This is a genomic window from Cytophagales bacterium (genome assembly GCA_033344775.1).
In the GTDB taxonomy this organism is placed as follows: domain Bacteria; phylum Bacteroidota; class Bacteroidia; order Cytophagales; family Cyclobacteriaceae; genus JAWPMT01.
On the sequence record JAWPMT010000005.1, the window covers coordinates 1,852,231 to 1,873,937 of the forward strand.

Annotated in this window: 12 protein-coding genes; 3 read left to right on the forward strand and 9 right to left on the reverse strand. The window is 44.3% G+C overall.

The window, feature by feature from the left end:
- Positions 1–40: 40 nt before the first annotated feature.
- The 8 genes from R8G66_25490 to gldA form a co-directional block, all read right to left on the reverse strand.
- Positions 41–241 (reverse strand): hypothetical protein, encoded by a 201-nt coding sequence (locus tag R8G66_25490; protein MDW3195754.1) that lies wholly within the window; start codon positions 239–241, stop codon positions 41–43.
- A gap of 136 nt (positions 242–377) precedes the next feature.
- On the reverse strand, positions 378–1,880 hold the full coding sequence (locus R8G66_25495; protein MDW3195755.1) for a hypothetical protein: 1,503 nt from the start codon (positions 1,878–1,880) through the stop codon (positions 378–380).
- A 3-nt stretch (positions 1,881–1,883) separates the two neighbouring features.
- Complete coding sequence (locus tag R8G66_25500; GenBank protein MDW3195756.1) at positions 1,884–2,429, reverse strand: RNA polymerase sigma factor; 546 nt, start codon at positions 2,427–2,429, stop codon at positions 1,884–1,886.
- A gap of 187 nt (positions 2,430–2,616) precedes the next feature.
- Positions 2,617–3,741 (reverse strand): DNA polymerase III subunit beta, encoded by a 1,125-nt coding sequence (gene dnaN, locus R8G66_25505; GenBank protein MDW3195757.1) that lies wholly within the window; start codon positions 3,739–3,741, stop codon positions 2,617–2,619.
- Positions 3,742–3,913: 172 nt separating this feature from the next.
- Positions 3,914–4,846: a hypothetical protein gene (locus R8G66_25510; protein MDW3195758.1), complete on the reverse strand. Its 933-nt coding sequence runs from the start codon at positions 4,844–4,846 to the stop codon at positions 3,914–3,916.
- Entirely contained in the window at positions 4,843–6,531 is a 1,689-nt protein-coding gene (gldG, locus tag R8G66_25515; protein MDW3195759.1) for a gliding motility-associated ABC transporter substrate-binding protein GldG, read from the reverse strand. Before gldG ends, R8G66_25510 begins: the two co-directional genes overlap by 4 nt.
- A complete protein-coding gene (gene gldF, locus R8G66_25520; GenBank protein MDW3195760.1) occupies positions 6,528–7,256 on the reverse strand; it encodes a gliding motility-associated ABC transporter permease subunit GldF in 729 nt (242 codons plus the stop codon). Before gldF ends, gldG begins: the two co-directional genes overlap by 4 nt.
- On the reverse strand, positions 7,253–8,158 hold the full coding sequence (gldA, locus tag R8G66_25525) for a gliding motility-associated ABC transporter ATP-binding subunit GldA (protein ID MDW3195761.1): 906 nt from the start codon (positions 8,156–8,158) through the stop codon (positions 7,253–7,255). Before gldA ends, gldF begins: the two co-directional genes overlap by 4 nt.
- A gap of 140 nt (positions 8,159–8,298) precedes the next feature.
- Here gldA and R8G66_25530 point away from each other — a divergent pair, with 140 nt between their 5' ends.
- From R8G66_25530 to R8G66_25540, 3 genes are read left to right on the forward strand one after another with little or no spacing between them, the layout of a single operon-like run.
- Positions 8,299–9,432: an acyloxyacyl hydrolase gene (locus R8G66_25530; GenBank protein ID MDW3195762.1), complete on the forward strand. Its 1,134-nt coding sequence runs from the start codon at positions 8,299–8,301 to the stop codon at positions 9,430–9,432.
- Positions 9,429–10,178, forward strand: coding sequence for a DUF2807 domain-containing protein (locus R8G66_25535; GenBank protein ID MDW3195763.1), 750 nt, complete (start codon positions 9,429–9,431; stop codon positions 10,176–10,178). Before R8G66_25530 ends, R8G66_25535 begins: the two co-directional genes overlap by 4 nt.
- Before the next feature lie 15 nt (positions 10,179–10,193).
- Entirely contained in the window at positions 10,194–10,721 is a 528-nt protein-coding gene (locus R8G66_25540; GenBank protein MDW3195764.1) for an NAD(P)H-dependent oxidoreductase, read from the forward strand.
- Between the two features lie 53 nt (positions 10,722–10,774).
- Here R8G66_25540 and R8G66_25545 read toward each other — a convergent pair whose 3' ends face one another.
- Positions 10,775–21,583 carry a BspA family leucine-rich repeat surface protein gene (locus R8G66_25545; GenBank protein ID MDW3195765.1) on the reverse strand — a complete coding sequence of 3,603 codons (10,809 nt, stop codon included), beginning with the start codon at positions 21,581–21,583 and terminating at the stop codon, positions 10,775–10,777.
- Positions 21,584–21,707: the final 124 nt, after the last annotated feature.

Here is a 21,707-nt window from a genome sequence, read left to right on the forward strand (position 1 = left end):
GTACGGTTAATAAATTTTAAGAAACTGTGGTATCGCAGGATCAGGCAAGATCCTTGGTCAATTCATTTTGCATGTACCATTTCATCGACAAGAACTGAGATACTTTGTTAGGTAGTTCTTTCTGTCTGTCGATGTTGCGATCCAGATTCTTCAATACATTTTTAAGACAATCTTGAAAAAGTACAGCTTCATCTAGTTCTGCTTCTAACTCTTTTGCTCTCTCTACGGTTGATGTACTCATAATAACTGGGCTGATCGAAAAGGTTTCTTTAAAAAACTTAAGTGAAATTAAGATGCTTGCTTCAATGCAACATGACACCCTTGAGTCAACCGGAAAATGAACGGCCAAACAGGAAAAAAGAGGACTGCTTAAAAAATCACCTGTTTAGCAGATACTTTCTTATGGTGAAGAATGACCCCATGCTATGGAAACGTATATTGCCATGCCCGTAGCTCGTGAGAGGCACCTTAAAGAAAGGCGCTACTTCTACAGCAAGGTGATTGCCAAATCGTCGTTCAAAATGAACCTGGAGGTTTCCTACTCCAAAGAAATGTTGGTTCGCATTACTGACCCCCCACTCAGATTTCCATCCACTTTCCAGCTCATATTGATAATCTTCCTGCAACATGATATAACTGGATACTCCTGCTGATGCATAGACATTTAACTTGGGTCGGTCAACCAGCTGGTATTTTAGATTGATCGGAATGTCTAACACCTGGCAATCCGCGTCGATCTTCGCAGGACGTTCACCATTCGTAACATTTCCCCAAAATCCCGCAGGAGGGCTATATTCTTCTCCCCCAACCAGGTATCGTTTCGAGGTGTTGAAGGCGCCTACCGAAATTGCCAATCGAGGCGTAACCCAATAATCAACGACAATGCCCAGGTCTCGGCCCAGGCGATTATAACGAAAGATTTCATTAGAACTCAAATCGGGAGCCAAACTGATCCCCATTGACAATCGCGAATAAGAACTCCGAACACCTCGCCTCACAATGGGGCTACTATCCACTTCATTACTTCCCCCATCAGCCTCATTTATTTGGACTTGATCCAGCTGATCAGGAAACTCTGGGAATTCACCACTGAGGTCGATTCCTATACCTGTAAACAGTTCGTAATCACTATTATCTTCTTCATCACGATCCAATAAGGCAGTCTCGGGCTGTACTGAGGTCACTTCATCATTGCTCGCTGATTCCGATATTGGAATTGTTGGGCTTTCCTTTGGAGATTCAACTATCTGCTTCTGAACATTTGAAGCTTCCTGCACATCATTGGATGAAGGTGATGATGTTATGTCACTTGAAACTATAGAAGATGAAGTAGGAGCATCCTTTGCGGAAAGTGATGATATACGCTGTGGATCACCAGTTGTGGTTTGGGTCTCTTTCTCTGCAAGCGATTCTATTTGTTGGACTTCCTTACCAGTATCGGGAGAGATCACCGAAGCCGTATTTTCAGATGCATTTTGGCCAACTGGTGTTACAGGATCAACATCACTTACTTTTTCGGACTGGCCCTCAGTAGTTGCAACTGATTGAACCTGTCCTTCAGGTTTAAAATCCTCAGCAACATCGGTCGTCAACGCATCCTTAGTAGGCATCACTTCATCACCGGCCCCTTGAATAGAGGCAGGAGTTTCATTTGAGCCCGACCCAATAAACCAGGACCATACGAAAACCAGCCCTACCAATAACGATACCACATTACTGAAATAGTAATATCCATTGCCTGGATTGGTTACGACCGGCAGCTGTGCGTCCAGCATTGATTCCATCTGGGTCCAGTGTGATTCATTGAATGGAATCTGGGCTTCAGACTGGTCAACGACCTTACGAACAAAGTCTTCGATATTTTCCTGTTTATCAGACATTGATCAACTCACCTCGAAAAGCTCTTCGAGCATTTCTTTCATTTTTCTTTTGGCCTTGAATAAATTGGATTTTGTTGTGCCAATAGACACGCCTAGTTTATCAGCGATCTCTTCGTGAGAAAAGCCTTCAATCACATACAAATTAAATACCGCGCGATAAGAAGGTGGCAACTGGGCCATCAATCCCACGATCTCTTGATAAGAAATACCACTAATCACATCTGCAGCCCGATCTGGTTCATTGACCTCCTCCACATCATCCATCAATGGCTGCTTGGCTGCCACATTATAATGATCAATGGCGGTATTGACGATAATCCGTCGAAACCATGGTTTGAATGGCTTATCCAGATCAAAATTCTTCAAGTACTTAAACACCTTCATAAAACCATCATTCAAGATCATCACTGCTTCATCTTCGCTCCCAGAATACCTCAAACCGATGCTCATACCATAAGCATAGAAGTGCTGATAGAGCTCCTTTTGACTGGATCTCTTGTTTTTCAGGCACCCTTTGAGGATAGCGATCAGTTTGTCGTCGGTGTTCATTCGCGGTTACAATGCCCTATACCGGAGCATTGTCCAAATGGTTTGTTCGGGTCAAGGTTAATTTAATAAAAATATTACCACGACCATTGTTCCACGACTGGAAACCTCAATACGAGATTTATGAATGGAATGTCGTACAGGCGAAATTCCGGGATGATTAAAGAAATGAAAAAGGATTAGAACAGCGTTAAACGTAGTTATTCAGCATTACTGGCATCACGAGCATCAAGATATCTTCGTTCTCGTCTTTATCATCCGGCAATAAGATACCCGCTCTGTTAGGCGCGCTCAATCGCAACGTGACTTTATCTGCTTCGATGTTACCCAACATCTCGATCAGGAACTTTGCATTGAAGCCGATTTCTATGTCCTCACCATCGTGTTCACAAGAAAGTCGTTCGTTTGCCTCATTAGAGAAGTCCAGATCCTCTGCAGAAATCTGCAACTCACTGCCCGTGAGCTTCAATCTCACCTGATAAGTGGTCTTGTTCGCGTAGATTGCGATCCGCTTCAATGAACCAAGCAGCTCACCTTTTGCGATAGACATCACATTGTTGTTGTCCACAGGAATCACGTTTTCGTAATCCGGATAACGCTCGTCGATCAGTCGACAGATCATTTTCACGTTATTGAAATCGAAGAATGCATTGGAAGCATTGAATTCGACACTCACACTTGTATTTTCCTGAGGAAGGGTCGTCTTCAACAGATTCAGAGCTTTTCGTGGAATGATCATGCTGTGCCCCATGTCAGAAGCTACGTCTACACGTCGGTATCTAATCAAACGGTGGCTATCTGTCGCTACGAAGGTAGTATTGGTCTCATCCAACTTCACGAATACGCCTGTCATCGCAGGTCTTAACTCATCGTTACTGGTAGCGAAGATGGTATTGTTCAAGGCCCGGGCCAGCACATCTGAAGAAAGGTTCACAGAGTATCCGTCAGATACGGCAGGCACCTTAGGAAAATCAGTCGCATTTTCGCCGGCAAGCTTATAACGTCCGTTATCGGAATTGATCTCAATACTATAAGTACTGTCATCAATAGAGAAAGTCACAGGCTGCTCTGGAAGGTTCCTTAAGGTTTCGAGCAAGATCTTCGCCGGGATAGCAATGCTGCCATCTTCCTTGGCTTCCACTTCCAATTCAGTCATCATGGAAGTCTGCAAATCAGAAGCGGTCACAGAAAGTGTTCCGTCGTTGATCTCGAACAAAAAGTTTTCCAAAATTGGAACAACCGGATTTGTGGTGATCACCCCATTGATGGCAGAGAGTTGCTTCAATAGGTACGATGAGGAGACAATAAATTTCATACTTGCTTACTGATTTTCTTTTTTGCCCAAAAGCCTGATTTTCCCATGGCGTTATAAGGCGCCAAAATTTAGGGTGGGCAAATTTAAATACAAAACTTGATTTTCCCGATGAAGCAGGGACATGCTTTTCGCTGAAAATTAACGCACTATGCGTTTTTGAAAGAAAGTTGACCTAATCAGCAGTATTCAAGGAGAAATCGGCTGGCTTTTTTAACCAGTTTTGTATCCTGCTTGACGCAATGACAGTCATGTCTTTCTCATTAACTACTGTCAATTGGAAGCTCTCACCGGGAAGCGCCGGAAAAATATCTAAAACCAATGGCTCCGCCAATCCAAGATCATGGATGATCAACTGTGACTTCTCTTGTGTATTTCGCAGGCTGTCATATTGCGGGAATTTCCCCGCACTAATGCGTTCATTGGCCTGCAGGTAATTGAATCCATTTAAGTAATTGACCAAGGCGAGAGTATCATAAACCTCAAGTCCATCAATTTGAAAGTAGCTATCCTTCAGGCCTGCATTGAACACCAGTTGATCATTTCGTTTCACTTCAATCTGGTCGATGGTTCGGAAGTTTCCTCGAAAAATGAGTCGGTCTCGCCACTGGTCAGTCGTCAATTGAAAGATGCCTCCTACAAAATCGCGATAACCTGGGATCTCTACCTCATACCCGACATTCAGGTTGGGCTCCAGAAAATAAGTCTTGGTGTAGGTACGATTGCCCAATACATAAAATGACCTCCCTTGTTCCGCCAATTCGACTAATACTGCATCAGACTCTACTCGGGATTTCAATTCTTCCAGCTGTGTATCACCGAGTTGCCTCTTGACGGCCACCCGATTCATAACCGCCAACAAAATGCGTGTATACCCCGGATCGGTTCCAAATTCTTGATTTAATGTCCAGGTCTCACCATCTCTTTGCAGAAGATTGACTACCTCACCATTCGTCAATCTGACAGAGACAACTGCACTAGTATCGGCAATGGCGATATTATAGTTCTTCTCTCTCGAAAAAGTACCTGAACTTGACAGAAAGAACGTCAGGTTGACAATCACGAGAAATCCTGCAATCGAAAAAAATCGTAGGTTCTTCTCTTTCATTTTGCAAATTTTCTTTTTCGAGCCAGGAATTTGATTAAACCAAATAATGCCAACAACAGCAACGGCATGCCGAAGTTGATAAATACCCAGAAGGAACGATCATTCTTTATCTTCACCCGGTCCAACGGCCGGATTTTAACTTCCTTGTTCCTTGCCAGGGTGATGCCATCTTCATCAGTCAGATAACTCAACGATCGCAGCAGAAATTCCTCATTGGCATAGGTGGTTCGTGCGTAAGGATCGACACCTAACAACAAAGGCTCCGGTTGCTCAGTATTGATGCTCAATTCATTTCGAATGAAGTCGCCATCGCTCACAACGATCACTTTAGAACCAATGCTTTCTTCCTCAAATGTCTTTTGATCTATTCCCTTTGGCAATATGCGGTTCTTGTACAATGAACTGAATTTTCCTTCCAGCAGATACCCGACAGCTCTTGGTCCGGACTGGAAAAACTCGGGTCTTAGTTCCTGATTAAAGTCATTGAAGCGAACTTGAACGGGAGGAGAAATCACCCTGGTGTACTGCGAAGTAAAGATCAGAGGTATCTTTTTCACGCCTTTTGCCTTCACCGTATCCATGGTCGATACAAATTTCAGCTGCGTAGCGTCCAGACCTTTTACAAGTGGGTGATCTGCGTAATTAGACACAATTGGAAAAAACGGCCAGGGAAGCAGTTCCACCCGGGGCTGATTACCCACATTTCCCGAAACGACCGGATAGAAACCTGAACTAAAGTCTGTCACGTAATCCTGATTGATCCTGATCCCATATCTGAAAAGTAAGTCTTCTAAATTCAGATCATAGGGCAAAGCAATGGTCCCTTCGCCTTCCGCTTCCAGAACATTCACTTTCAATGCATCTACAAACACCAAAAGGCTACCTCCATTCATGACATACTGATCAATCAGATACTTTTCCTTCTCTGTAAATCGCTCGGTAGGTTTTCCAATGATCGCTACATCGTAACCTACCAGTGGTGTGGTTCTGCTGGCCAGGTCTACTTTGAACAGATCATATTTCCCAAGAATGGCATTGGTAAAACCCGCAAGAAAAACAGAATCAGGTTCGCCATGGCCAACGATGTAAGCAATTCGCTTGCGATTGGTTTCTGTAATGGATTTGATGGCCGCAATCAATTCATATTCCAGTCCTTCTATTGACTGATTGAGCATTTCGTCTGGATTGCTGGTACGATTCCCCTTCAGCAAAGGCACCGCCAATTCTTTGTTCCCATAAGTAATGAGCACACCCGGGAAGACCAACTTCTCACTTTTTTGACCGTCCTTGGTGTAGGTCAGGTTAGTCGGTTGCAAACCTTTGTCGATAAGGCTGCGCATGTATTCGTTCCTGGATTGCGTACTGGTCGCTTGTGAAGGATCCACAAAACGATACTGCAAATTGTTCCCCGCGTAAATCGTGAACTGATCCAAAAGATCGTCAATGGATTTCTGGAATCGCTTAAAATTAGAAGGCAATTCCCCCGCCAGGTAACTTTCGATCGTCAAAGGCTCTTCCAGATTATTCAGCAACTGTTGGCTTGCTTCCGAAATAGAATATCGCTTTTCTTCCGTCATATCGATACGGAAGCGAAATGCATTGAACACTTGAATCAGTAAGAGCAAGGTCAACGCTCCAATGGTGAAGCGCAAGAACTGATGAAGTTTGTTACTATCCCAACTCATGCCTTTTTCCCGGATAAAGTGAAGTCCACAAGCATCAGCATCAGGATAATCACGGTGAAGAAATAACCGATATCTCTCAAATCAAGTAGTCCTTTGCTCATCGCAGCATAATGAGATAGGATGCCCACTTGCTGTAAATAATACGACCAGGTTCCCCAAAGGTCAATGTTTGCCAGCGCCTCAATACCATCATAAAACAAGAAGCACAACAACGCGGCCAGGATGAAAGAAACAATTTGATTTTCAGTAAGCGCCGATGACAAAAGACCGATGCTTACAAAAATCCCCCCAAGCAGGGCAAGGCCAATGTAGGAACCAATGATTCCTGGCGTATCCAGGTTCCCAACGGGATTTCCTAACTGGTGGATCGCCACATAATAAACGATCGTTGGCAGCAATGAAAACAATATGAGTAGGAAAGCTGCCAGGTACTTACCCAGAATGATTTCCCAATCCTTGAAGGGAAGGGTATAGAGCAATTCCAGTGTTCCTGTCTTTTTCTCCTCCGCAAAAGATTTCATGGTCGTCGCAGGTACCAAAAACATGAACAGGTACGGCCCTAATGTAAATAATGGCTCCATGGTAGCATAGCCATAATCCAATACGGAATAGTCAGGAAGCACCCACATTACGAGGCTCACACCGACTAGAAAAACACCAATCACCACGTAGGCAATGAGTGAATCGAGGAATTCATTGATCTCTTTTTTCAGAATCGTGATCATGTGTTTCCAGTCAGTTTTTGAAAAATTTCTTCAAGTGAACCGCCTGACGTATGAACGCTGATCAAGGGTAGGTCTTTTTCCGCAGCCAATTTTAGGATCGCTTTTTTCAGCTGATCATCTTCCGAGTATACCAAATAACTGTGATCTGATTTTTCTTCTACTTTTTGAACGCCAGTCAAACTGCCCAAAATTTCTTTATCAATCGCCGACTCAAAAGAAACCGTATATACATTCGCATTGACAGCCTGGCTTTTGAGGTTTTGCAAAGTGTCATCCGCCACGATCTTCCCCTGATTAATGATCACCACCCGATCACAAATTGCCTCTACTTCCTGCATGATGTGCGTAGAAAAGATCAGCGTTTTGTCCTGACTAGCTTCCTTAATTACTTTCCTTATTTCAACCAATTGATTAGGATCCAATCCAGTCGTAGGCTCATCCAGGATCAGCACTTCCGGATCGGGCAATAATGCTTGCGCTAATCCTACTCGCTGACGATATCCTTTAGAAAGGGCTTTGAGCTTCTTATGTTTTTCTCTTTGTAACCCTACCAGATCAATGACCTCTTCTATTCGCTTTTTCACAGAAGAAAGGCGATACGCGTTGGCGATGAAGCTCAGGTATTCACGGACGTACATCTGCAGATAAAGCGGATTATGCTCTGGCAGATAGCCGATCACTTGCTTTGCATAGTAAGGATTTTCACGGACCTTCTTGCCTTTGATGACCACATCACCTTCCGTGGCTTGTAAAAAGCCAGTGGCAATCTTCATGGTCGTGGACTTTCCCGCGCCATTCGGACCCAGGAAACCGGTGATCTGTCCCGGCAAAGCCTCAAAAGAAATGTGATCTACCGCCAATTGCTGGCCGTATTGCTTGACTAAATTATCGACGATTACCATGATTTGAGCAGCGTCCTTTTTAATAAATTGGCAATTTCCTGAGCTATGCCTTTACGGACTCCATTAACTATCGCATTTTTGCCCTGTTGGATGCTTGACATATCGGGGGATTATACTTTCGGGTATCCAACGCAATATTGATGACTATAGTATTCATTTCCAAAACTGGCAGAGCAATGTGGGCGAGGACATTTGGGGTCATTCTATTTCTTTTTGCCACGACTAGCGCCTACAGCCAAAAAACCGGCAGTACTTATCGCTACAATGCAGGGTTTACTTACCTGAAGGGCCTGATCGTTCCTCAATATGCGCATGGCTTACATTTGACTTATGGCCGACCTTCCGGAATAGAAATATTTTGGAATCAACGGACAATTGGAAAAAAGGAGCGCGAAAAACTGTTCGGCTATCCGCAAGTGGGGTATTCACTGACCATGATCAACACAGACATGGTGGAAACCGGGAAAATTTTCAATGCAGCCACTTACATGGATTTTTATTTTCTGGACGCACCGGACATCAAGGCCTACTGGCGATTTGGAGTAGGGTTAACCTATGCCACAAAGCTTTACCATCCAGAAACCAATAACCTGAACAATATCCTCTCCTCCAGGATCTCCTACCACGCCATTGTTAGAATTGGTGTGCAAATTCCAGTGGCCGATCAATTTTACATCAACCCAGCCATTTCCTGGAACCATACTTCCAACGGCTCATTAAGTTTACCCAACAATGGCATAAACATTGCCACATTGAATGTAGGGGCAGCTTACCGATTTGGTAAATCAGATTGGGTAGAAGAGTCGACACCCGCACCCAACAACCGAAGACTCGGCTACAATATTCTGGTCAGTGGCTCAGTTAAAGAAACGGAACCTATGGGGTCTCCAAAACGCATCTACTACACCTTCCGAGGGTACATAGACAAGACTTTGAGTAAAGTTAATCGCATTTACGGCGGACTAGAACTTTTCAATAATCATGGGTTGATTGATGTGATCAAAAGCGATCCTGATGTACCCAATGATACCGACTTCCGCAGATTAGGATTTTTTGTCGGACATGAGTTGATGGTGTCCAGGGTTAGTTTCATGACCATGGTAGGACATTACGTTTATCGTCCGTATCGTGGTGGCATCGACGATGACCCAGACATCTATACCCGTCATGGGGTAAAGGTTTATTTAACGGAAAAGATATTCGCAGTAGCCATGATGAAAATCCACGCGGCTCAAAATGACATTTTTGATTTCGGAGTGGGAATAAGATTATGAAACGCTGGCTCATCATATGGACACTCGGCCTATTGGGCTGCGACCAACAAAACACCTGGGACTGTGTGCAAACAATTGGTGATCTGATCGAGGAACCTATTCCTGTATCCCAGACCATCAAAAGAGTGGTCATTTTCGACGATACCAACTTGATCTGGCATCCAGCCCCTGCTCCGGGAGAGCAGGCATTTGTCATTGAAACAGGAGAAAACCTCATTGGCGAAATTGAAACCAGCATTGTTGCTGACAGTATTCTGGAGGTCAGGAACAGAAATAATTGCCGATGGACCCGTGCTCCCCGAAACCTGACCCTGCATGTTTATTCTGATGCTATTAATTGGATTGAAAAACAAGGGTTCGGAGAAATCAATACCTCAGAACGCATTACTCTTAACCACCGGTTGGACGTGATCACTTTGGGATCCGGCAACCTGAATCTGGAATTGGTCAACCCCAATGAAGTTTGGTTATCGATGCGTGCCTTGAGTAATGTGACGCTTTCCGGCGATTTGCTGAGGCTGCATGTATTTGTGGACCGACGAGTAGATGGAAGACTGTATGCCGAGGAACTGGATGTCGAAGATGTTTCCATTTGGCACGCAGGGAGCAATGATTTGTTTGTGGCTCCTAGTGATATTCTGAGAGGAGATATACGCGCTTCGGGAGATGTTCACCTTTTTAGTGAACCAGATCGCGGTGTAGTTGTTAATGAAGACGGATCGGGACGAGTAATTAACCGGTTCTAAATTGTTTATTGAATTATGATCAGAATTATAAGTAGCACCAATCGACCTGGTGCTGTTTCCTATAAAGTTGCTAAACACTATCAAGTATTGTTGACCGACCTGGGAGTTGAAAGTGAAATCATTGACCTGGCCAATTTGCCAGATGATTTCATCGCTTCGGCGCTCTATCAAAACAGTGGTAAAAACGAAGCTTTTAACCCGATTAGGGAGAAAATGAGAGACACGGAAAAGTATGTTTTTATTGTTCCTGAGTACAATGGATCTTTCCCCGGAATTCTGAAAACGTTCATCGACGGATTGGAATTCCCAACAACCTTCACTGGGAAAAAAGCTGCACTTGTTGGACTGGGCGCCGGAGTACAGGGAGCAGTGCTAGCGATGAGTCATTTAACGGATATCTTCAATTATTGCGGCACCAATGTGCTGGCTCAAAAACCTAAACTGGCAGGTATCGGCAAAGCCATGAACGATGCAGGTGAGATCACCAACGAACTTTATTTGAACCTACTGAGAGATCAGGCGAAGGCTTTTGTTGCGTTTTAAATCAGGCCTTAAAAAAGTCCTTACCTACAAGACTGCCGGCAAGGACTTTATTTTTATTCCTTTATGAATCTGTAAGTGGATAGGTCTTCTCCTTCCTGAACTTTTAAGAAGTACATACCCGGCATCAGATCACTTACATTCAATATTAGCTTGCCTTGCCGCTCCTGAGTAGCTCGCAAAATTTGTCTCCCGGATGAATCCACAATTGTCAACTCTGATCGCGCACTTTGCTCCGAAAAATCTACCGTCAACTCCTTAATTACGGGATTGGGGTAGACTTGAACCGTGGCATTTGTCGAAGCAGAAAGTGCCTCTTCTTCTGTCACCGTCACCACCCAATCCTGAGAAGTCATACCATCCTCAGCGGTAACTGTGTAGGTAACGGCTGCACTAAAATCCTGAACTTGTGTCGCCGCAGGTGAGATCGTGGCTCCATCGGAGATAGCTATCGTTGGCGTTAAACTACTTAAGTCTGTTTCTATGACTACTTCAATGGAAATAGTATGGTCCGTCTCATTGATCACGGCAGGTCCCGATTGTTCTAACAATGTGAATGCCAGAATATCGGTATCAGTTGATGGAGCTTCGGTCACGGTAACCGTCCATTCCTGAGTCGTTTCATTCTCTGCCGTAACCGTGTATGTCACCACAGTGCTAAAATCTTGTAGCATCTCACTGGCAGGAGAAATACTTGCTCCGGCTGACACTTCAATGGTTGGAGTGAGTGTCGTCAAATCCGTTCCGTAAGCCACCTCAATGTTTACTGAATGTGCTCCTACATCGATGGTGGCTGCTCCAGTTTGTTCTGTCAACACAAATGCGACAATATCTGAAGCACTGGATCGTGAATCCGGAGCAACAGTTACCGTAACCACCCAAACCTGGGTTGTATTTCCATCTTCTGCAGTAACGGTGTAAGTCACTGCGTTACTGAAATCTTGAGTTGCGTCGCTTGCCGGTGATATACTCGCACCTTCGGACAATCCGATAATTGGTGTAAGTACTTTTACATCCGTGCCACTTGCCACTTCAATATTTACCGTATGGCCTTCAGTATTGATAGATGCCTCGCCGGTTTGCTCAGCCATCACAAAGGAAGTGATGTCCGTAGCCAAGGAAGGGGCTTCCTTCACGGTGACCGTCCAGACTTGAATGGTAGTCCCATCTTCTGCAGTAACCGTGTAATCCACTGACGAACTGAAATCCTGAACTACGCCACTTGCTTGAGATATACTTGCGCCACTTGAAACGCCTATGGTTGGAGTCAAAGCCGTCAGGTCCGTGCCATTCACCACTTCAACGTTGATTGTGTAATCGGTCGTATTGATGGTTGCGGAACCAGTCTCTTCTGCCAATACGAATGAAATAATGTCTGTTGCCGTAGAAGGTGCTTCTGTCACCGTCACGGTCCACGTTTGAGTGATGGCCCCATCTTCTGCGGTAACCGTATATTCTACCGGGGAACTAAAATCCTGAACTACGCCACTTGCTTCAGTAATGCTAGCACCACTGGAGACTCCTATAGTTGGAGTAAGAGTCGTCAAGTCCGTACCATTCGCCACTTCAACGGTGATCGTATGATCGGTCGTATTGATGGTTGCTGAACCAGTCTCTTCGGCCAATACGAATGAAATAACGTCTGTTGCCGTAGAAGGTGCTTCTGTCACGGTCACGGTCCAGATTTGAGTGGTGGCCCCGTCTTCTGCGGTAACCGTATATTCTACCGGGGAACTAAAATCCTGAACTACACCACTTGCCTCAGTAATGCTAGCACCACTGGAAACGCCTATGGCTGGAGTAAGAGTTGTCAAGTCCGTACCATTCGCCACTTCAACGGTGATCGTGTGATCGGTGGTATTGATCGTTGCGGAACCGGTCTCCTCTGCGAGTACAAATGATGTGATCTCTGTTGCTGTGGAAGAAGCTTCTGTCACCGTCACAGTCCAGATTTGAGTCGTAGTTCCATCTTCTGCAGTTACTGTGTATGCCACTGATGAGCTAAAATCCTGAACTACGCCACTTGCTTCAGTAATGCTAGCACCACTGGAGACACTTATCGTTGGAGAGAGTGCGCTCAAATCAGTTCCGTTATCCACTTCAATCGTGATCGTGTGATCGGATGTATTGATTGTTCCGGAACTGGTCTCTTCTGCCAATACGAATGAAGTAATGTCTGTTGCCGTAGAAGGTGCTTCCGTCACTGTAACGGTCCAGGTTTGAGTGGTAGTTCCATCTTCAGCAGTGACCGTGTACGCTACAGATGTGCTAAAGTCCTGAGTTACTCCACTGGCGGCTTCAATACTCGCTCCATCGGACAAAGCAATCGTTGGTGTCAGTGAACTTAAATCAGTTCCGTTAGCCGCTTCAATAGCGATCGTATGATCGGTTGCATTGATCATTGCGGCACCGGTCTCTTCGGCCAATACGAATGAAGTAATGTCTGTTGCCGTAGAAGGTGCTTCAGTCACCGTAACGGCCCAGGTTTGAGTGGTAGTTCTATCTTCAGCAGTGACCGTGTACGCTACAGATGTGCTAAAGTCCTGGGATACTCCACTGGCAGCTTCAATACTCGCTCCTTCGGACAAAGCAATCGTTGGTGTCAGTGAACTCAAATCGGTTCCGTTAGCCACTTCAATAGCGATCGTATGATCGGTTGCATTGATCGTTGCGGAACCGGTCTCTTCTGACAATACGAATGAAGTAATGTCTGTTGCTGTAGAAGGCGCTTCAGTCACGGTTACTGTCCAGGTCTGAGTCGTCGTTCCATCTTCAGCAGTGACTGTGTACGCCACCGATGAGCTAAAGTCCTGAGTTACTTCACTGGCGGCTTCAATATTCGCTCCATCAGACAAAGCAATAGTTGGCGTCAGTGAACTCAAATCAGTCCCATTGGCCACTTCAATCGTGACAGTATGATCAGTTGCATTGATTGTCGCGGAACCAGTCTCTTCTGCCAATACGAATGAAGTAATATCTGTTGCAGTAGAAGGGGCTTCCGTAACCGTGACAACCCAATCCTTAGAAGATCCATCAGCGGAATTAACGGTATAAGTAATTGGATTAGAAAAGTCCTGCGCTGTGCTCGGTTCTGGAGAAATCGTGGCTCCATATGAAACGGTGACTGCTGAGGGAGTTACAGTTATCAGGTCTGTTCCACTCATAAGCTCAACAGATACTGTAGCCGCCGATGCATCAATGGTCGCAGCACCGGTTTGCTCGGCAAATTCAAAAGTCAGAATTTCAGTGCCATCACAAGATTGACCTCCGTCAGTAATGGTCCAGTTAATCGAATCGATGATTGACTGCCGTTCGGCAGTAGCTGCGCAATAGTTGACATTCGCTGCTCCGAAAGTCAGTCCATTTTGAAGGTTTTGAGTGGACCAACCAGTTAGAATTAGATCATAATTCTCATTCGAAAGCCCACTGTCATCAAAAAGCTCATTGACATTCGTCACTGCTGCTATTTGCCAGGCAGATAGATCCTGATTGAACACAGTAGCTCTATCGAACATTCTCAACATGTTGGTCACACTACTGACATCCCATGCAGAGATATCCTGATTGAAAGCGGTTGCCCTGGAAAAGGTACCAAACATGTTGGTCACCTTACTTACATCCCATGCAGACAAATCCTGATTAAAAAAATCATTATTAGCGAATGTCAATCTCATGTCCGTAACGCCACTCACATCCCAGGATGAAATATCCTGATTGAAGGGTGATTCGTTGAATGTCCCTACCAGGGTAGTCAGACTGCTTACATCCCAATCACCTACCGGTTGATCAAACATCTTTGCTTGCCAAAACATCCAGTCAATGGTCGTTACACTGCTGACATCCCATGCACTGATATCTTGATTAAACACATCCGTCTCGCTAAACATATCATCCATCTTTGTGACCTTGGAAACATCCCAGGAGCCAACGGGCTGGTTAAATGCCTTTGCCTTGTTAAACATCCATCGCATGTTCGTCACCGCACCAACGTTCCACGAATCAATCGGCTGATCGAAATCAGATGCATTGTTGAACATGAATTCCATGTTGGTTACCTTACTCACATCCCAGTTTCCTATGTCTTGATTAAAGGCCGAAGCATTGGTGAACATGTAGCCCATGTCCCAAACATTTCCTACGGACCAGCTTCCAATATCCTGATTGAACGCCGTAGCTCCGATAAACATGGCATACATGAATCGAACCTTACTTACATCCCACGCTGAGATATCCCCATTAAATGATGTCGCCCCTGAAAACATGGAAGACATATCGAGTAAATTAGAAACATCCCAGGAATTCAGATCTTGATTGAAGGAAGTAGCACCATTGAACAGGTTCCCCATGTTGGTCACGTTTGACACGTCCCAATCATCGATGGCTCCGTTGAACAAAACAGCGTCCTGAAACATGGAAGTCATACTTGTGACATTTGAAAGATCAGGCTGGTCGGTGGCTCGATGCTCCATTTGAGAACACCCAGCAAAAGCTGAAGACATAGATCTCCAGCTGATATCTCCCCATTGTTCGATGGCAATCAGCTTTTCCTTATCCCCTCTAAAATCAAATGAGATCGCAGGGAAGTCTCCGGTAATTGAAACCGTGTAAGTTCCCGGTGTGGCGTACGTATGCTCAATAAATCCAGTGACATTTTCGTCAAACCTCCCATCACCCCAGTATATCTTATACTGATAAGATGAATTGATCTGAGTTGGTATTCTGATTCGATCTCCATCTGTCACACCGGCATTATCCGTTTTCCAGGTAGTCGTAAAATAGGTTTGATTTAGATTTACGGTAATGATCCATTCTTGTATGGTAGTCCCATCTTCGGCAGTGACGGTATAGGTCACAGGACTGGAAAAATCAGTACTTACTCCAATTGCCGGAGAAATTCCGGCATTATCTCCTAACTCAATCAGAGGGGCTAGTGTGGTCAAGTCAGTACCAGCCGCTACTTCAAGCGTTACGGTATGATTCGCCACATCAATGATTGGATCAGCGACTAAAACGGGCAATGAAACTGACAGGATATCCGTTCCGATCTCACAGTTCACGACATCCCCAACGATAGACCAGTTAAAATCATCTATCAGTTTTTGTCTGCCAGTAAACGTGGTACAATAAAGCAATCCACTTGCGCCCAGGGATACATTATGTTGCAGGTTTTGTGCTGCCCAACCGGTCAAAGTGGCGTCATAATTGTTTTTAGACAACCCCGAATTTGACAGCATACTCGACATGTTAGTGACCTTCGTCACATCCCAACTTTTCAGATTGAAGTTGAATAAAGAAACATGCTGTAACATGGCCTGCATATTGGTTACATTGCTCACGTCCCAATTAGCAATATCTTGATTAAAAGCCGAGGCATTATTGAACATCTGACTCATATCCGTAACCTTGGAGGTATTCCATCCACTGATGTCCTGATTGAAAGCGGAAGCACCATTAAACATGCTACTCATATCAGTCACACTACTTACGTCCCAGCTACTGATGTCTTGATTGAAGGCCGTAGCATTCAAAAAAAACTGACTCATTGACGTGGCACTAGAGGTATTCCATCCACTGATATCTTGATTGAAGGTCGAGTTGTCTCTGAACATGGACCAAAATGTTTCAACCTTCCCAACGTCCCAATTGGTCACATCAGGGTTGTAAGAAATACCGTTGAAGGTCGAGACAAAGGATCTGACACTACTAACATCCCAGGTACTGATATCTCCCTGGAATGCTCCAGACCACTGGAACATAAAGCTCATATCAGTCACGCTACTCACATCCCAACTTGACAAGTCCTGATTAAACACTTGTGACAAGGCAAACATGGCCTGCATATTGGTAACACTACTCACATCCCAGTCATCAACCGGTTGGTTAAACGCCGTAGAGTTGGCGAACATCCACTGCATATCCGTAACATTACTCACATCCCAGGCATTGATATTTTGATTAAAGTCGATACCTCCTGAAAACATATTACCCATATCGGTAACATTACTCACATCCCAACCACCAATGGGCTGATCAAAAATGGTCGCGCCTGAGAACAAGCCTGACATATCGATAATGTTACTAACATCCCATTGCGTGACATTTCCATTGAATGTCTTTGCGCCTCCAAAGGCATATCGCATGGACTTAACGTTGGAGAGGTCAGGAACATCTGTAGTATTCAAATCAAAATTTTCACAACCTCGAAAGGCATTTTCAAAACTTGACCATGGATTGTCCCCCCATTGCTCGACAGTCAATAATTTTGATTTATCGCCTGCATTATTAAAATAGATCCTTGGGAAATCGCCCGTAATCGAAACAGTATAAGTTCCGGCAGTGGCATAGGTATGAGTGATATCTCCAGTCACATTATTGTCAGAACTCCCATCTCCCCAATCTACCGTATAGTCGTAACCAGTTCCAGTGGTAGGAATCGTGATCTGATCATCGTTAGAGTCCCCAGCATTGTCCGTCTTCCAGGTAGTGATGAAAGGGGTGGTTGAACCTCCTAAATTTGTAGCACTTAAAGTCCAATCCTGTGTAGTTGTCCCGTCCTCCGCGGTAACGGTTATGACGATAGGAGCGGACAGATCTTGTCGAGAGCCATCTATTATATTAGAAGTAGCGCCCATACTCAATTTGACTTCTCCAAAAACAGATGTGAGATCTATACCATTGACTACTTTCAAACTGGCCGTATGGTTGATGAGGTCAATATCGGCAGCTCTTGCAGGATCATTCTCAAAATCCTGATCATATACCAGAAACGATAAGATATCAGTTTCATCATTGCAACTAAGCCCATCATCAACGATGTTCCAGCCATAAGTATCAATCATGGATTGTCTTTCTGTGGCTGCAGCACAGTAGGTTACGCCTGTAGCTCCAAGTGTGACATTACTACTCAAATTTTGACCAGACCATCCTTTTAATATCAAATCATAATTTTGACCTGAAAGACCGCTCAACTCAAAAATCCGGTCCATGTTGGTTACCTTCTCGACATTCCAGGAGGAAAGGTTTTGATCGAATTTGAAGGCTTGAGTAAACATGTTACTCATATCGATCACATTAGACACGTTCCACTGTGAAACACTTTGATTAAAGTTGACAGCACCGAAAAACATTTGATTCATTAAAACCACGCTACTCACATCCCATGAATTAAGATTTTGGTTGAACGCATCAGCATCTCCAAACATGGAAGTCATTATTGCTACCTTACTCACATCCCACTGGCTAATGTCATGATTAAATGCCACGGCCCCGGAAAACATGCCATTCATATTCACCACATTGCCCACGTTCCAATCTCCGATCTCTTGATTGAACGAATGACAGGAAGCAAACATGACAGCCATGGACGTTACTTTACTGACATCCCATAATGAAAGGTCTTGATTAAAAGCGGAACAGGAGTGAAACAAGCTTTCCATGGTCGTAACATTACCCACGTTCCAGCCACCAATATCTTGATTAAATGCCTGCGCTCCGGAGAATGTAGATGCCATCAATTGCACCGTGCTTACATCCCAATTACCAATATCCCCATTGAAAACCGTACAATTTCGGAACATCCGTGTCATATCGGTCACATTCGAAAGATCCGGCATATCAGTCGCGGAATAAGCCAGGTTACTGCACCCCTCAAAAGCATTGGCCATGGACATCCAGGCATTATCACCCCAGTGGGCGATGCTCAACAACTTTTGTTTATCTCCGGAATCATTGAAATAAATTGCAGGGAAAGTCCCGGAAATGGAAACAACATATTCTCCCTCAGACGCATAAGTATGGGTAGTGGACCCAGTCATATTGGTATCCGTATTCCCATCTCCCCAATCCACCTGATAGTCGTAGACAAGTAGGGGGTTAACCGGAATCGTGATCTGGTCGTTATTGGAAGAGCCAGTTTTTCGAGTGTCCCATGTAGTAATGAAATTGGTCTGCTCAAGTACATTGGTTTTGATGGTCCAATCTTTGATGGCATTCCGATCTTCTGAATTTACCCGGTAAGACCGATCGATAGAGAAGTTTTGCGCCTGATCTGCTGACGGGGTTAGCAGTCCAAATTCGGAAATTTGCACATCGGGAACAACCGAGGACAGATCTGTTCCTCCCAAAACACTAATCGTAACCGTGGCATTGTCACTATCAATAAAAGGTGATCCGATTTGACCCGGGAGCATGAATGACGTGATCTCCGCTTCAGTACCACATACATTAGTGTCTCCGGAGAATATCCAGTTTTTGTTATTGATAAGCCTTTGTCTTTCGGATTCACTGGTACAATATGACAATCCCTGAGTGCCTACTGTCACATTAGGCTGAACATTCAGATCAGCCCATCCTTTCACAGTTGTGTCATAATTTGGACGACTTAGTCCACTATTATCAAACATGTTGGACATATTGGATACCGAAACAATGTACCAATCCTCCATGCTTTGGTCATATGCTGTCGCCCCTGCAAACATGGATTGCATTTCTCCTACATTGGTAACGTCCCACCGATTGATGTCTTGATTAAATGCTGTCGCATTATTGAACATTCCTGCAGCGTTCGTCACATTGCTGATATCCCAGTTACTGATGTCCTGATTGAATGAACTGGCATTTCCAAACATGGCTGCGACCTGTGTGCAACTACTCACATCCCAGTTTCCAATAGCTCCATTGAATGCCGGGGCATTGTTGAACATACCAAACATATCTCTTACCTCACTGACATCCCAATTATTCAAATCTTGATCGAAGCTTGTGGCAAAAAAGAACATGGCTATCATGTCCCGTACGTTGGAAACATTCCATGCATCAAGGGGTTGATTGAAAGATGATGCTTCGGAAAACATCCAACCCATGGATGCCACGCGGCTCACGTCCCACGAACCAATGGCCCCATTGAATGCGCTCGCGCCTCGAAACATGTTATCCATTCGGAACACCATGCTCAAATCCGGATCATCCAAAGCTTCGTAAGTCAGATTGGAACAGCCATAGAAGGCGTTTTCCATACTCTCCCAGTTCATGTTACCCCATTGGAGTACATTCAAAAACTTCTCCTTATCTCCCTGATTATTAAAATAAATAGAAGGAAATTCTCCGGATATAGAAACAGTATAGGTCCCGGTCTCAGCATAGGTATGTGTAATATCTCCGGTTACATTTGTACTTGACGTACCATCCCCCCAATTCACGTCAAAATCATAAGTGAAATTCAAATTGGTAGGGATCGTAATTTCAATGTCTTCTGAATCACCTGGATTATCCGTTTTCCATTTCGTCACGAAAGAGGTGTCGTCTTTTGTAATGGTCACGGTCCAATCCTGGGTAGTGGTGCCATCTTCTGCCGTGATCGTATAAATCACCGGGCTACTAAAATCCTGTGAGCTTCCACTAACTGGAGAGATAGTGGCTCCGAGAGATAGCTCAAATATTTCATTTAGATCTGCGAGATTTGATCGATCCAGGACAGAAATGGATACCGTATGATTCGCCGCATCAATGACAGCTGGAAACAATTGATTGTCTACTTCAAATGAAATGAAGTCTGTCTCCTGTGAAATAACATGCACGTTAACGGACCAATCTTCTGTGGTGGACTCATCTTCTGCAGTGACTGTGTAGGTAAATGACTCACTAAAATCCTGGCTTTGCCCGCTCATCGGTGAAATTGTGGCTCCATCTGATAATGCAATAATTGGAACTAACCCATTTGGATTGGTCCCAGGCAACACATCAATTTCGATGGTATGGGTAGTTCCATCAATTACAGCGGAACTTGCCTGTTCAGGAAATGAAAAACCGATAATGTCTGTTGCTTCCGAAGGTATTCGAGAAACTGAAACTGCCCAATCTTCGGTATCACTACCATTGGTCACTGTGTAAGTAATGGCAGAGGAAGAAAAGTCCTTATTTACCCCTACAGCAGGACTAACAGAAGCGCCTGAAAGCAAATCAATTTGCGACGGAGCAACAGCTGATAAATTCGCTCCTTGCTTCAGTGTAACATCAATCGTACGATTTTTGTAGTCAATTTTGGTATCCGTAGCTTGATTCGAAAATGTAAAAGATAAAATTTCTGTCCCATCACATGACAAGTTTCCACCGTTGATGTTCCAACTGAAGTCATCAATTAGCTTTTGTCTCGCATCCTCAGCGGCACAAAAGTTCACTCCTGAAGCATCCAAGAATACATTACTCTGCAAATTCTGCCTGGACCAACCAATCAATGTATTATCATAGTTTTCCCGGGACATCCCACTATTATCAAAAGCAGCACTTAAATCAGTTACACCGGACATATCCCAATTACTCAGGTCCTGATCAAATGATGTCGCATCGAGGAAAATCACCGACATATCCGTAATATTGGACACGTCCCAATCGCTGATGTCTGCATTGAATTGATGTGCATCCCTGAACATTTCAGCAATTGAAGTAACCCTGCTCAAGTCCGGCTGATCCGTGGAGTTATAAGTCAAATTAGTGCAGCCGTAAAAGGAGCTTGTCATATCTTGCCACTCAATACCCCCCCACTGTTCAATAGTCATGAGCTTCTGAGCATCTTCTAGTGCATCAAAAGTCATATATGGGTAGTCACCAGAGATAGCAATCGTATAAGTACCCGGTGTATTATAAGTATGTGTGATCGATCCGGTAACACCAGTATCACTATTTCCATCCCCCCAGTCAACCGAATAATTATAAGAATACCGACTAAATGTTGGGATCTTGACCTGATTATTATTGGATTCTCCCGGATTATCCGTCTTCCATGTGGTTATGAATTGCGAATGAGCCGTGATTACCTGAAATAGCAAAATAAATGCAACTATCAGTTGTTTCGAGAAATGTCTGGACATAGGTAAGTTGTCTAATTGTTTGTGTCGCCAAATAAACCACAAATACCTTCGGCACCCAAAAAAAAATTGCTAACAGGGAAAAATGTGGTTTGTAAGACATTTCCAGAGTGCTTTTATCCGTAGG